This is a genomic window from Ruminococcus sp. OA3 (assembly GCF_022440845.1).
Classification (GTDB): Bacteria; Bacillota; Clostridia; order Lachnospirales; family Lachnospiraceae; genus Ruminococcus_G.
The window spans coordinates 247,011-260,576 of the sequence record NZ_JAKNTO010000001.1; the positions used below are offsets into that span (position 1 = coordinate 247,011).

The window sequence follows — 13,566 nt, forward strand, 5'->3', positions numbered from 1 at the left end:
CTTTCTAAAAATCGATCGAAACGAAAATTTTGCCGCACTCATAGCTGGCCGCCAGATCAAGCGCTTCCCGATAGCGGGATGCCGGAATAACATGTGTCAGAATCTTATCGAGGGGAAGTACGCCTGACTCGATAATCTGACCCACTTTTCTCATATAATATTTTCCGAGGAAACCCGCGTGAAGCTCAACTTCTTTTTTGAGAAGCGTACCCACATGAATCTCCGGCCGAACCAGTTCATCATGCCCATAGTGCAGAACCTTTCCCCGCGGCCGTACATATTCAATGCATTCCTCGATCAGCCCCCCAACCGCCTCGATGCAGTGATCCACGCCGAGATTATCCGTCTCTTCTAAAACAACTTTTCCGACATCCTCTGTATCAGGATTCACCACACGTGTCGCGCCGATTTCCACCGCTTTGTCTCTCCGGTATTTTATCGGTTCCGATACGATAATTTTTCTGCAGCCGCTTGCCTTTAAAAGAGCCACAAACATCAGTCCGATCGGACCTGCACCGAGAACACATGCCGTATCTCCCACGTGTACATTTAATTTCTCAAGTGCATATCCACAGCCGGCCAGCGGCTCAGCCATGCCCATCAGTTCTGGACTTGCATCCGCGCCTACCTTATAGACACATTTCTGCGGCAAGACCGCATAGTTTGTCAGTCCTCCGTCAGCGAATACCCCCATCGTCAGCGCCTGTCCCTCAAATCCGGAGTCAACGCCCAGAAATACGGAGTCACATGCCTCCGGAAGCCCCGCCAGACAGTTGTCACAGTGCCCGCAGGGACCATGCGGATCGATGATCACCTTGTCCCCGGGCTTTAAGCTGGTGACATGTTCTCCCACTTCCGCTACCTCACCGCAGAACTCATGTCCGAAAATAATATTTTTTCTGCACGGATGTTTCTGCGGCGTTGCAAAAATATTGACGTCTGTGCCGCACACCGCACATCCGTAAATTTTTATTTTTACATCATCACAATGTTTCATCTCCGGAATTGGTCGCTTCTCATATGTAAACTCACCCGGACCTTTATAAATGATCGCTTTCTGCATATCAGCCATGTTCTGTCACCTCCTATTCTACGTCAACCCATTTGGAATTGTTCTGCGCGCTCTCGATGACTGCATAATAGAACTTTACGCCGCTGACACCCGTTTCCACATCCGGAAAGTCCAGGTCTTCTTCCGTCGGGGTCTCACCGTTTTTCAGCTTCAGGATGGTGTCGATGACGTTTTTGTAAATATTCGCGATTGCAATATAATATCCTTCCGGATGCCCGAACGGAACGCGTGACAGACTGCCTGCCGGTACGTCAATCCCGTCGCCTCCGCGGCAGAGTGTCTGTGCCGCCTCCCCTTTTCTTGCAAAGCGGACCTCATCCGGTCTCGTCTGATGCCATTCCAGTGACCCCTTCGTACCGTAGATGCGCAGATTGATCTCGTTCGGTGAGCCGCAGGCAACCTGTGAAAACCAATAGGCACCATGCGCACCGTTATCATATTCAAGAATAATATTGTCATTCAGGTCCAGTTTTTTGCCAAAAGTATCGGCCGTCGCCAGCAGTCTTTTGATCTTCAGTCCCGTCACATAATTTACCAGATGCTCCACGTGTGTACCATCGTCCGCACAGGTATTGGATATACCGCTGTACTTGGGATCAGTCCGCCAGATCCTGGAATTGATCTGTTCTTTTTCCGAAAGGAGATCCAGGAAACAACCTTCCATATAGTCCGCATTGACGGAGATGATATCACCGATATCTCCCCTGGCGATCATCTGTCTCATTACTTTGCACATCACGTATCCGGAATAGCAGTAATCCACAGCGAACACCAGATTCTTTTCTTTTGCGATCCGCGCCAGATCCTCCGCCTCCTCAACCTTCAATGTCAGAGGCTTTTCACAGACAACGTTGATGCCGTGCTCCAGAAATGTCTTCGCCACAGAGTAATGTACGAAATTTGGCGTACAGATGGAAACAAAATCGATGTTCCCTGCCTCGGCCTCCGCCATTTTTTCGGCATCATAGTATACTCTGGATTTATCTACGTGATAAGCCCCGGCACACTCATCATTCAGCTCATCAACTGCCGAAAAACATCCGCATACAAGTTTTGCTCTTGGATCCAGTCCCAGCGCCTTGCGGTGACACTCTCCAATCAACGCTCTTAAATCTCCGCCGACCATTCCATATGTTAATTCTTTTACCATTTTTCAATCCTCCTGAAATTATTATATTTCACAACATTTTCTGACAGCCGCAAACCCGGCTTCTGTATCTCCCTCCGGAAAGTATTCAAAGCATACGGTTCCGTCAAAATCACTCTCTTTGATCTTCCTGAACAGGAAGTCAAAATTAATCTCTCCCGTCCCCGGCTCATGGCGGTCCGGCGCATCGGCAATGTGAATGTACGGCACAATGTCCAGATTTTCTGTGATGTTCTGCAGCAGGTTTCCATGCATCATCTGCATGTGAAATACGTCGCACAGCAGCTTAACATGCCTGGAATTCACGGCCCGCACGATATCCGCTCCGACAGACGTATCCGTCACGGACATTCCGGCGTCGCTGCCCACACTGCAAAGCGGCTCCAGCAGGACTGTGATCTTGTTTTCTTCCAGCATTGGTACCATGCAGGTAAGGTTGTGTGTGATATTAGCAATCATCGCCTCATGGCTGTACTTATTCCGAAAATCCGAACAGCCCTCCGGTGTAAAATGATTCGGAAACAGGATCAGCGTGTCGCAGTCAAGTTCTTTTGCCGCGCCGACAGACTGCCTGATCCAGTCCAGATACTCTTTGCTGTGTTCCCCGTCACACAGAGAATACGACTTCGTCGCACTGAAAGCCCTCACCTTCACGCCGTGTTCCCGGCATGTATTTTTTATCTGCGCAAGATCCCTGTCATCCCAGCTCCAGAATTCTACGGCATGGATGCCGGCGGCTCCGACTCTCGCTATCTTCTCGCAGATATCCATCCCCGGATACAGCGGTTCAATATTAATTGCAAAATCGATCATAATGAAATCTCCTTTTTTGTTTTTTCTATAATTACGATACCACGGATTGTTCCGCACCCTATGCTCTCACAATCCTGAAAACATTCATAATATTCCCTGCTTATCTCTCTCCCGAAGATCTGCTATAACCGTCGGGTACAGCTTATCCAGTTTGTACATCAGGCACAGTCCTGCAATGATCACCGAGAATACGACCGGTGCATACATGCATATTCCCTTTATGATACCAAGTGCATTCACATTCTGCGCGGCAGCAAGGCCGTCATAGCCGACCGAATTCATCAGCAGCCCGATTCCGGCTGAAGCCAGACCCCCGCCGAGCTTCGAACCAACCGAAGCGGCACTGAAGATCATGCCGTCCTGCCGGATATGCGTCTTCCACTGTCCGAATTCCGCACAGTCTGCGATCATTGGAAACACGCATGCCCACAGGGGCGCTACACCAATGCCGCGAAGCACAGCGCTTGCCATGGCCACAGTGACGTTCAGCGGATTGCTCATCCATACCAACTGTGCCGCGATCACCAGCAGGATGCCAGCAAGAGTCAGGTTGCGCTTGCCGAACCGCATGACGAAGTACGGTACGATCAGGACAACAATGCTCTGCGCGATCAGTTCCGCCGCATAAATTGGGCTGTAGAGATCCTGATTTCCCAGTATGTATTTACAGTAATACGTGGTTATGGTGCCGCTGACCGTGCTCATCATGACCATGACGCCCCACAGTCCCAGGCAGATTGCCCAGTACTGATTGGAAAACAGTGCCTTCAGATTCTTACCCACTGAAACCTTCTGATTTTTTGCCGCCTCAATTACAACACGCTCCTCAATGTTAAAAAAACATACCAGCAGCAGTATCAGGGCAATCGCCGCGAAAATACAGGAGACGATAATCCAGCTTCGCTGCGTGTCGCCAAAAAGCCTGACCAGCGGAAGCGTGGAGACCGTTACCAGCATTTTCCCCATAGGGCCGCAGAAAATACGCCATGCCTGTGTCGATGCACGTGACTTCTGGTCACGTGTGATCAGAGAGGCCATCGTGGAATATGGAAGGTTTAATGCGGTGTATACCACCGTGTTTACCAGGTTATAGGTGACAAAAATGTAGATCGCCTGCAGCGTCTGCGACGCATTTGGCGGAACCAGAAACAGCAGGACAAATGTGATCGCATACGGCACCGCCATCCATAAGATCCATGGCCGCGCCTTGCCGTACTTCGTCTTCGTGCAATCCGTGATAAATCCCATAATGATATCTGAGACACCGTCAAACAGCCTGGTGACCAGAAAGACCATACCTACCACGAAAGCGTTAATCCCGACATAATCCGTGTAAAAAAATGTGAGCAGCGTGCTGCACAATCCATATACGACGTTGCACGCCGAGTCCCCCAGACCGTAACAGATCTTTTCGCGGAAGCTGACGATATGATCCTCTCTGCTTTGTCGGTCTTTTGAAACATCGTCCATCAAAAACAACCCCTTTCACTTTTCATGCTTTTACTAACTGTCTTGTAAATTGCCGGCAACCTGTTTATAATGGTATTGTACTATCCGTCGTCAGATCCTTCAGTCAATTTAGTTTCCAATCATATAACAATCCTCCCAATTTTCTGGAACTATTGTTATATTTTTTATGCAAATTAACCCGAAATTTATCATCCGCCATGTCATTCGCAAGGCATATTGTACAGAATGGAATTTCAGAACAAAGCAAAGGAAGAGGACAGTCCTATGGAAAACATGATTGTAAATCACGCCATGATGGAAGAATTGGCACACCCGAATCAGATGTTTCCGGTATCAGAATTTGTGGATCATTTTGACCTTTTTCCAGACGGAAGTTTCCCCAGCCACTGGCACCATGAGCTCGAACTGCAGATCGTTCTGAAAGGCAGTGCCAAATACAGAGTGAACGGCGTCTCCTATGTGGTGGAAGAGGGCTGCGCTATCTATATCGCACCGGAAGCAATTCACCTTGCCAGCGAACAGTCCCCTGGAACCATCGGCTATGATGTCGTCTTGTCGCCACAGCTTCTGATCGACCTCATGAACAGTGCGAACTGTGAAAAGTATGCACTTCCTCTGACGACCCGCCGGCCGGACGCCCTTGTCATCACTCCGGAGCGCAAGGAGGGCCACAAGATTCTGGAATTTTTAAAGCGGATGTACTATACCGACAGTACACACGCTGCCTATGAGTTGTTTATGCTGGAAAATATGATCGGGATATGGCGCAGCCTTCTGGCACTGTTCCCCAGACAGACTGCAGATTCCGAAGACAGCGGCAAACTTCTGAGAGAACAGCGCATGAAAAACATGCTCAATTATATCCATCAGAATTATTCGCAGCCGATAACGATACAGGACGTATCCGCTGCTGCAAATATCAGCAAGAGCGAATGCTTCCGCTGCTTTTCCGAACTGTCAAAGATAACGCCCGTGGAATACATCAACAAATTTCGCCTGCTGCAGGCATCCCAGCTGCTGCTCACAACCGACAAAAACATGGTGGATATCTGTTACACCACCGGATTTAATAATACGAGTTATTTTTCAAAGAAATTTAAAGAACAGTATGGAGTGACGCCGAAGGCGTACCGCTCCAAGCACCATTAGAAGAGAAAAGCACCTGCTGTCCGGCAGTTTATGCCGGCGCGCAGGTGCTTGTGATCTGCAGGCGGTTTATTTTCCCACCATCATATTCAATATTTCCATATCCGTATTCTGCATGCCTTCCCGGCCCAGCCGCCCAATGTTGCGGATGGTGCCCTCGATATCGTCTGTGAGAATTCCTTCTCCTCCTTTGAAATAATCATTGTTAAATGCCATTTTGTCGGCAAGTATCGCCGCATCAAGCGCCGCCGCAATCTTGGCCGCACAGGATGGTTTCGCGCCGTCACACACAATACCGGAAACAATTCCCAGGGTATTGCTGATCGTAAACATGATCTGCTTCCGGCTGCCGCCCCGCAGATAGGTGATGCCCGCACCGCTTCCGGTGGCTGCACTCACCGCACCGCAGAATGCAGAGAGCGAACCGATACCCGTCTTCAGATGGGCGGCAATCAGGTTGCTGATCACCAGTGCGCGATACATCTTTTCATCTGATACCTTCAATTCCCTGGCATACTGATATACCGGTACGCTGGCTGTGATTCCCTGGTTCCCGCTGCCGGAGTTTGCCACAACAGCCAGGTCGCATCCGCTCATACGCGCATCTGACCCTGCCGCCGCATAGGCCTTTGCCCTCACCTCCACATTTTGGCTGCCGTACAGGTTCAGGATATTCTTGCCGATATTTGCTCCATAGGGGTTCTTCATACCTTCCCTGGCGATCGTCATATTGCATGCGATCTGATGGTCCAGCAATTGTCTGACATCGGAAATCTGTACTGCTTCGGCAAAGTCAAGGATACCGTTGACACTCATAAAATCCCTTTTGTGGTTTGCATCTCCCCGGTCCAGAAGGTAATCTTTATTCAGCAGATTTTTACCGTTCCTGGAAATTTTTACGATATTTGTGTGTTTATCCACAATTTCTACGACCGCGGTGTCGTCTCCGCAGAAGGCCTCGAGGCAAATATATAGATTGGCGACTCCTTCTACCAGTTCCACCTCACATAATCCCTCGCCCGCCAGAACTTTTGACTGGTCAATATCTTCCTGCGTGACTGTGGACAGCACCTCCAGCTGTCTTTCGGCATTTCCTCCCAGTGCCCCGAGAATCGCCGCAGCCTCCACACCTTTCTGTCCGCCGGAATTCGGCACCGTCACACCTTTTACATTTTTAATGATGTTACCGCTGCAGTGAGCGATGATACGTTCCGGCATACAGCCCAGATATTTTCTTGCCGTCGCACTCGCATAGGCGATCGCAATCGGCTCTGTACAGCCAAGCGCTGTGATCAGCTCCTCATTTAACACCTGAATATAACCGTCATACATGCTCTTTTTCATACTTTCATCCTCTCATCTGCAAAACCTTCGGCGCCCTGATACAGTGCCGGCTGTTCCATATAACAAATCTCCTGTCTTTTCCCGCTTTTTTGTGCCAGCAGGCATGCCTCTCCCGCTGCCGCCGCCACATAGCCATCCCAGGCAGTCGGACCCTCCAGTACCCCCGCCCGGGCACCATCGATAAAGCGCTGCAGCTCCATGTCAAATGCCGCCCGGTAACGTTCTTTCCAGAAATCATATTCCCGTACCCGCCGATAAGCTCCCTGCCTGACAATATTCGAGACGGATGCCGGGAGTGAGACTGTTCCCCGCTCACATACCACCTCACAGCTTACGTCATATCCATAATCACAGTGCGTAAAAACCTCCAGATCGATCAATACTCCGGAAACTGTCTCCAGTATCACAAGCTGCGGATCGTACAGTTTTCCTTCAGCACAGGAAGCCGTTCTTCCATGAAGCACCCGGCAGGCAGCCAGGGGATCTCCTCCGAGCAGCCACGGAACCACATCGATCTCATGAATCGCGGCATCCATGATCTCCATCCGGTCGTCAAAACCCTCGCCAGCCCGCGGATTCCGGTGAACCGCATGTACCATCAGCGGATGTCCCATGCTCCCGGAACACACCAGTTCCCGCAGTTCTCTGTGATGCCGGTCAAACCGCCGCATAAATCCCAGCTGTATCAGCCGCCTGCCTGCCTTCACTTCTGCCTCCAGGATCATCCTGCTGCTTTCTTTCGTATCAGCCAGCGGTTTTTCACAGAACACCGGCTTTCCACATTCCAGACAGGCCAGCAGATACTGTTCATGCACAGCGCCGGGCGCCGCGATCAGGACGGCATCAATGCCGGCGTCCATGATCAGCTCCTCCGCCGTCATGACTCCCGGAATGCCGTATAACTCAGCCGCCTCTTCCGCCCGCTTTGGTGATGAGGAGGCGACCGCGGCAACACAGGCACCGGACAGATGTCTCTGTATCCCGCGTATATGCTCTGCCCCGATTCTCCCTGTTCCTATCACGCCAATTTTTAATTCCCGCATCATTTACCGCCGAATCTTTGCCCACGTTCCGGACGCATTCGACTCCTCAATCGCATCCAGGGTCAGGACCACTTCCAGTCCGTCTTCCCCCGTCACAAACGGTTTCGTATCTTCCTCAATACAGCGGATAAACAACTCGTCGATGTCTGTCAGCAGGGTGACGCTCTGATCCGGATTCTCCGGAAAATCATAATACGCCGTCGTTCCATCCTTATACTCGACGACCACCGGATGGTCTTCGCGGTACAGCGTGATCACACCCTCTGTTCCGAAGAACTGTGTCATGCGGTCATTTCCGCTCATACTGGTCCAGCTGTTCACAATCAGCCCGACCACACCATTTTCCATCTCAACAATCGACATGGAATTGTCATCAACATCGATCGGTGTCCCGTCAGGCTTCACTTTTGCCAGTGTCGGTGTGTAAGACAGCACCCGTTGATAGCGCGAGCCCACAATATAATGCATAAGGTCAATCCTGTGGGAACCGACGTCGCTCATAACCCCGCGTCCGCTCATCGCACGGCTGAAATACGCATTGTTGATACCGTCCACAGACGCATACTCCGGTCCCTGTATGCCAAGGAAGGTACGGTAAGTCAGCAGCCGTCCGATCTCTCCCCTGTCGAGAAGCTCTTTTGCCTTTATATGCGGATGATACCGGCGCTGGTTGTGGGAAATCATCAGCTTTTTATTTGCTTTTTCAGATGCGGCAATCATCTTTCTCGCGTCATCGGCACTGACTGCCATGGGTTTTTCACATAGGACGTGTTTGCCCGCCGCAAGTGCCCGGACAGCCAGGTCACAGTGTGAACGTGTGGGTGTGCAGATAACAGCTGCATCAATCCCAGGATCTGCGAGAGCCTCATCCAAAGTGTAGAAAACCTTCCCGCCAAACTCGGCTGCTTTCTGAGCCGCCCGCCCCGGCGTCCCGTCAAAAAATCCAGATAACACTGCGTCGGGATTCTGTCTCAGAGCCGGTATGTGACGGAACCCGGCGATGCCGCCGCATCCGATAATCAAAACATTTACCATCTTATTTCCTCCTGATCAGATACCGAGGTATGCTTTCTGAACCTCCTCCGAATGGAGAAGTTCCTCCGCCATACCACTCAGTACGATTTTTCCTGTCTCCAGCACATAAGCGCGGTCCGAAATCTTCAGCGCCACCCTGGCATTCTGTTCAACCAGCAGAACCGTTGTACCCATATCACGGATCCGCCGGATCAGTGAAAAGATTTCTTTCACCACCAACGGGGCAAGTCCCATAGAGGGCTCATCCAACATCAAAAGCCGGGGTTTGCCCATCAGGGCACGGCCGACGGCCAGCATCTGCTGTTCGCCTCCGGACAAGGTCCCTGCAGCCTGCGCTTCCCGCTCTTTGAGACGCGGGAACAGTTCATACACGGTCTTCAGCGTCTCCTCATTCGTCTCACTGTTCTGAAGATATCCGCCCATCAGCAGGTTATCAAGCACCGTAAAATCTGGGAATACCTGACGTCCCTCCGGTGAGAGCACGATTCCGTTTTTTACTTTAGTCTGCGCCTCCCATTTGGAAATATCCTTGTCCTCATAATAAATCTTTCCGCCATTGATATTTTTAAGACCTGCAATGCTGTGCATCGTCGTGGTCTTTCCTGCGCCGTTCGCACCTATCAGCGTTACGATCTCGCCTTCATTGACTTCAAAGGAGATATCCCGCAGGGCGTTGATGCTTCCATAATTTGACATGACATGTTCCAGTCGCAGCATTGCCATATGTCAGTCATCCTCCTTTCCGAGATATGCCTCAATCACCATCGGATTATTGCGCACCGCAGTGGGGTCCCCCTCCGCGAGCAGTTCGCCGTAGTTCAGAACATAGATCCGCTCACATACGTTCATGACAAATTTCATATCATGCTCAATCAGAAGGATCGTATAACCCAGATCACGCAGTTCCCTCACCATATGCAGCAATTCCTCCGTCTCCTGCTCGTTCATGCCTGCCGCAGGCTCATCCAGCAGCAGCAGCTTGGGATTCGTGGCAAGGGCGCGGGCGATCTCCAGCCGGCGCTGTTTGCCGTACGGAAGCGAGGACGCGAGTGCGAAACGGTCATCCCACAGATTCATCAGTTTCAGGTATTCCTCTGCACGTCTGCTGCATGCTTCCTCTTCCCTGCGCTTTTTCGGCGTATGAAAGATCGCATCAGCGAGATTGACCTTCGTATGGCCGTGCATCCCGAGAATCACATTATCCATCGCACTCAGTTTTGCGAACAGCCGGATGTTCTGAAAGGTGCGCCCAAAACCCCGGCGGGCGATCAGATACGGCTTTACTCCTGTGATGTCCTCGCCGTCCAGCTCGACTCTTCCCTCCGTCGGCGTGTAGATTCCGGTGACAATATTGAAAAGCGTCGTCTTTCCGGCGCCGTTTGGTCCGATAATGCCGACAATCTCTCCGGGTTCGATCTGCATATTGATATTGGAAAGCGCTTTCAGCCCTCCGAACTTCTGAGTGACGCCGGTTACTTTCAATACACTACTCATTTGCACCTTCACCCGCCTTTTTCTCCGTGTGATTCAGCGTCAAACGCTGTTTGATATATTTAAAGTTTACATTTCCCAGAATACCATCCGGCTTTATCATCATCAGTACGACAATGATGATTCCATAGACCAGGTTTCGGTACTGCGCCATCGCACGGATCGTCTCCGGCAGAATCGTCAGCACGGACGCTCCCAGGATCGTGCCCGGAATCGAGCCCAGACCGCCGAAGATCGCCATGATCAGCATGTCCATGGATGCCGCCGTCGTAAAGCTGGACGGGTCGATAAAGTTGATATAATGCGCGTAAAATGCGCCTGCCACGCCTACGATCATGGATGATATGATAAATACCATGATCTTATAGCGGAACACATTGACCCCCATGGCGGACGCCGCCAGATCATCCTCGCGGATCGACATAACCGCAAGTCCGATACGGGAATGAACGATGCGGTACACGATCACCGCCGCCAGCACGACCAGAACCAGCATCACATAAAAGATCGAACGGTTACTGGTAAACTGGATGCCGAACAGATTGGGTGACGGGATACCCGCAATGCCGAGCGGTCCTCTCGTCAGGTTCATGGAATTCATCTCCACAAGTCTTACGATCTCACAGAATCCCAGTGTCACGACCGTCAGATAATACCCTTTCAGGCGCAGCGTCGGCAGTCCAAGCAGAAGGCTGAACAGTCCGGCGACAACCGCCGAGACGATCATACAGGTTCCCATGCCAAGTCCGGCACGCGTTGAGAGGATCGCTGCCGCATAAGCGCCGATTCCCCAGAAAGCCGCATGTCCCATGGTCATCAGCCCAAGAAAGCCGGTTAAAAGATTAAGACTCAGCGCGATCATGACATACATCATACAGATGGTCACGATACGCAGCATGTAAGAGGAATTGGTCATCAGTGGGAAGACAGCCAGTACCGCCACCAGCAGCACAGCCAGCTTATTCATATGTTTTGCAAAAAAATTCAGTATTTGATTCATGACAGCCGCCCCCTCCTTATACTTTATTGATTTTCTTCCGCCCAAATAAACCGGCGGGTTTGATCAGAATCACAAGAATCAAAATCGCAAACGCAATGGCATCCCGGTAGCCGGAGCTGATATAACTTGCACCCAATGTTTCGAACAGGCCGACCAGAAGACCGCCCACCATCGCACCCGGAAGAATCCCGACACCGCCCAGTACGGCGGATGCCATCGTTTTCATGCCCACGGCAAAGCCCGTATTGATATCAATGGACTGGTAATACATGCCCACCAGAGTGCCGGCGATGGACGCCAGCATCGAAGCGATGACAAAAGTCAGGGAGATGATAAGATTCACATTAATCCCCATCAGTTTTGCCGCATCCGCATTCTGCGCCGTGCACCGCATCGCTTTCCCAAACTTTGTTTTATAGGTGACTGCCGATAGCAGTACCATCAATACCAGCGCAACAGCCAGGATAATCAGCTGACTGGAGTTGACCGTGGTATTTCCGATTTTGATTTTGCCAAAATCAATAATGTTGGGGTATGGTTTCGTCTGGCTTCCGAAAAATAGTAAAATTACATTGTCTATGACCGTCGCTATCCCCATTGTCGTAATCAGACCGGTCAGTTTTGGTGCCTTCTTAATTCGAAGGCGCCGAAGGCCAAAGCGGTCCAGGCAAAATCCCACTGCACCGGTCGCTATGATACTGATCGTAAACGCCAGCAGGAAATGACCGTCCAGGCCAAGATAGACCATCAGCGTGATATAACCGCCCAGCATATATACCGATCCATTTGCAAAATTCACCAGCTCCAACACGCCAAACACCATCGAGAATCCGATCGCTACCAACGCATAAGTGCTGCCAATGGTCAATCCGTTTAATATCTGTTCCAACAGCATCTTTGTGCACCATCCTTAGTAGATAAATATGAACAGTTACTTTACAAGTCCTTCCTCCTGTACGACCTCCTGCATCAGAGTGAACACATACCGGTCCACATCCAGCGGCAGTGCACAGCCCGGCGCGAAAATAAAACGATAATCCCCGCATTCCTCCAGAGCCGTCAGGAGCCTTCGGCGCAGTACGTCTTTGATCGCCTCTCTGTCGTTGTCTGCATTCACAAAGTCATGATGCTGATCAATGCCTCCGATCAGCACCTTATCCGGATACATATCACGAACCGTTTTAATGGATGTCAGCCTGGACATATCTGCAATCTTAGTACAGTTCTCCCAGTTAAATGCCTGAATACCCTCGTAGTCCAGAAATTCTTCAAACTGAAGCTTCTCACAGTAATGCAGGTGCATCATATTAAACCAGGTGCGGTCCTTGATATATCTCAGTAATTCTTTATCATACGGCCGGCAGAATTCCGCGATCTGTTCGTCTGTGACAAGCGCCCCGCTCGCCCACTGTGTGGAGAGGAAAATTCCGTCCACCCCTGTCGCGATCATACGGTCCAGCAGCTTTTTATTGGTTTCCAGCAGCGCTTCAAGCGCCCTGTGTACTTCTTTTGGATGTTCCACCATCATCTGCACAGCCGGCGCAGGGTTGCATGAGTGCAGCATCTCCTGCATCCACGTCAATGGTGTAAAGATCGTTGCCAATACGGGGACCTCGCCTCTGTAGTGTTCACAGACACCCTTTGCAATCGCGATTTCTCTTTGGAACACCGGGTTTTCATCCGGGTCAAGGACCGGAAGGGCCGCCAGATCCTCCGGTGTTTTCACCGGATATTCCAGGAACTCTCCGGACCATTCCCCGGGATCGTTTCTCCAGCGGATCTTCGCACCGTATGCCTCGGCAAAATAATGTCCGTTGCTCATCAGCTTTACAAAATCCCAGCCATTATTGTCCGTAAAATCGATCGTCGCCTTTACAAAGTCTTTTACATGACGGTCTACCATCGGCATGTGCAGCCAACCCGACACGCCAATCCTGTCGGAAGGTCTGTTGTCAATCATTGCCTGAATTCGTTCTTTCTTAGTCATCAGTCTGTTCATATTCCT

13 protein-coding genes are annotated in these 13,566 nt (G+C 50.8%); 1 reads left to right on the plus strand and 12 read right to left on the minus strand.

Features of this window, described 5'->3' with window-relative positions; translation table 11 throughout:
* Window positions 1–4: 4 nt before the first annotated feature.
* From MCG98_RS01250 to MCG98_RS01265, 4 genes are all read right to left on the minus strand, one after another.
* Window positions 5–1,072 (minus strand): alcohol dehydrogenase catalytic domain-containing protein, encoded by a 1,068-nt coding sequence (locus MCG98_RS01250; RefSeq protein ID WP_240300062.1) that lies wholly within the window; start codon window positions 1,070–1,072, stop codon window positions 5–7.
* Between the two features lie 13 nt (window positions 1,073–1,085).
* Window positions 1,086–2,222, minus strand: a complete 1,137-nt coding sequence (locus MCG98_RS01255) for a Gfo/Idh/MocA family oxidoreductase (RefSeq protein WP_240300063.1) — start codon at window positions 2,220–2,222, stop codon at window positions 1,086–1,088.
* A 21-nt stretch (window positions 2,223–2,243) separates the two neighbouring features.
* Window positions 2,244–3,032, minus strand: coding sequence for a TIM barrel protein (locus MCG98_RS01260; protein ID WP_240300064.1), 789 nt, complete (start codon window positions 3,030–3,032; stop codon window positions 2,244–2,246).
* 84 nt (window positions 3,033–3,116) lie between these two features.
* Window positions 3,117–4,502: a glycoside-pentoside-hexuronide (GPH):cation symporter gene (locus MCG98_RS01265; protein WP_240300065.1), complete on the minus strand. Its 1,386-nt coding sequence runs from the start codon at window positions 4,500–4,502 to the stop codon at window positions 3,117–3,119.
* Window positions 4,503–4,766: 264 nt separating this feature from the next.
* On the opposite strand from MCG98_RS01265, the gene MCG98_RS01270 reads away from it, so the two are divergent.
* Window positions 4,767–5,651: an AraC family transcriptional regulator gene (locus MCG98_RS01270; protein ID WP_240300066.1), complete on the plus strand. Its 885-nt coding sequence runs from the start codon at window positions 4,767–4,769 to the stop codon at window positions 5,649–5,651.
* Window positions 5,652–5,717: 66 nt separating this feature from the next.
* On the opposite strand, the gene MCG98_RS01275 is transcribed toward MCG98_RS01270, so the two are convergent.
* The 8 genes from MCG98_RS01275 to MCG98_RS01310 are packed head-to-tail and all read right to left on the minus strand — an operon-like array spanning window position 5,718 to window position 13,560.
* On the minus strand, window positions 5,718–6,992 hold the full coding sequence (locus MCG98_RS01275; RefSeq protein WP_240300067.1) for an L-serine ammonia-lyase, iron-sulfur-dependent, subunit alpha: 1,275 nt from the start codon (window positions 6,990–6,992) through the stop codon (window positions 5,718–5,720).
* A complete protein-coding gene (locus MCG98_RS01280; RefSeq protein ID WP_240300068.1) occupies window positions 6,989–8,035 on the minus strand; it encodes a Gfo/Idh/MocA family oxidoreductase in 1,047 nt (348 codons plus the stop codon). The genes MCG98_RS01275 and MCG98_RS01280 overlap by 4 nt, the downstream gene beginning before the upstream one ends.
* Before the next feature lie 3 nt (window positions 8,036–8,038).
* Window positions 8,039–9,070 carry a Gfo/Idh/MocA family oxidoreductase gene (locus MCG98_RS01285; RefSeq protein ID WP_240300069.1) on the minus strand — a complete coding sequence of 344 codons (1,032 nt, stop codon included), beginning with the start codon at window positions 9,068–9,070 and terminating at the stop codon, window positions 8,039–8,041.
* Window positions 9,071–9,085: 15 nt separating this feature from the next.
* Window positions 9,086–9,787, minus strand: a complete 702-nt coding sequence (locus MCG98_RS01290) for an ABC transporter ATP-binding protein (RefSeq protein WP_240303358.1) — start codon at window positions 9,785–9,787, stop codon at window positions 9,086–9,088.
* Between the two features lie 9 nt (window positions 9,788–9,796).
* The gene (locus MCG98_RS01295) at window positions 9,797–10,564 is read right to left on the minus strand and encodes an ABC transporter ATP-binding protein (protein ID WP_240300070.1); all 768 of its coding nucleotides are present in this window, start codon (window positions 10,562–10,564) and stop codon (window positions 9,797–9,799) included.
* Window positions 10,557–11,561, minus strand: a complete 1,005-nt coding sequence (locus MCG98_RS01300; protein ID WP_240300071.1) for a branched-chain amino acid ABC transporter permease — start codon at window positions 11,559–11,561, stop codon at window positions 10,557–10,559. The genes MCG98_RS01295 and MCG98_RS01300 overlap by 8 nt, the downstream gene beginning before the upstream one ends.
* Window positions 11,562–11,577: 16 nt before the next feature.
* Window positions 11,578–12,456 (minus strand): branched-chain amino acid ABC transporter permease, encoded by an 879-nt coding sequence (locus tag MCG98_RS01305; RefSeq protein ID WP_240300072.1) that lies wholly within the window; start codon window positions 12,454–12,456, stop codon window positions 11,578–11,580.
* A gap of 36 nt (window positions 12,457–12,492) precedes the next feature.
* On the minus strand, window positions 12,493–13,560 hold the full coding sequence (locus MCG98_RS01310; protein ID WP_240300073.1) for a uroporphyrinogen decarboxylase family protein: 1,068 nt from the start codon (window positions 13,558–13,560) through the stop codon (window positions 12,493–12,495).
* Window positions 13,561–13,566 lie beyond the last annotated feature (6 nt).

Coding starts and splice junctions, on each gene's coding strand:
- MCG98_RS01250 (WP_240300062.1), bottom strand. CDS start 1,072: ATGGCTGATATGCAGAAAGCGATCATTTATAAAGGTCCGGGTGAGTTT.
- MCG98_RS01255 (WP_240300063.1), bottom strand. CDS start 2,222: ATGGTAAAAGAATTAACATATGGAATGGTCGGCGGAGATTTAAGAGCG.
- MCG98_RS01260 (WP_240300064.1), bottom strand. CDS start 3,032: ATGATCGATTTTGCAATTAATATTGAACCGCTGTATCCGGGGATGGAT.
- MCG98_RS01265 (WP_240300065.1), bottom strand. CDS start 4,502: ATGGACGATGTTTCAAAAGACCGACAAAGCAGAGAGGATCATATCGTC.
- MCG98_RS01270 (WP_240300066.1), top strand. CDS start 4,767: ATGGAAAACATGATTGTAAATCACGCCATGATGGAAGAATTGGCACAC.
- MCG98_RS01275 (WP_240300067.1), bottom strand. CDS start 6,992: ATGAAAAAGAGCATGTATGACGGTTATATTCAGGTGTTAAATGAGGAG.
- MCG98_RS01280 (WP_240300068.1), bottom strand. CDS start 8,035: ATGCGGGAATTAAAAATTGGCGTGATAGGAACAGGGAGAATCGGGGCA.
- MCG98_RS01285 (WP_240300069.1), bottom strand. CDS start 9,070: ATGGTAAATGTTTTGATTATCGGATGCGGCGGCATCGCCGGGTTCCGT.
- MCG98_RS01290 (WP_240303358.1), bottom strand. CDS start 9,787: ATGCTGCGACTGGAACATGTCATGTCAAATTATGGAAGCATCAACGCC.
- MCG98_RS01295 (WP_240300070.1), bottom strand. CDS start 10,564: ATGAGTAGTGTATTGAAAGTAACCGGCGTCACTCAGAAGTTCGGAGGG.
- MCG98_RS01300 (WP_240300071.1), bottom strand. CDS start 11,561: ATGAATCAAATACTGAATTTTTTTGCAAAACATATGAATAAGCTGGCT.
- MCG98_RS01305 (WP_240300072.1), bottom strand. CDS start 12,456: ATGCTGTTGGAACAGATATTAAACGGATTGACCATTGGCAGCACTTAT.
- MCG98_RS01310 (WP_240300073.1), bottom strand. CDS start 13,560: ATGAACAGACTGATGACTAAGAAAGAACGAATTCAGGCAATGATTGAC.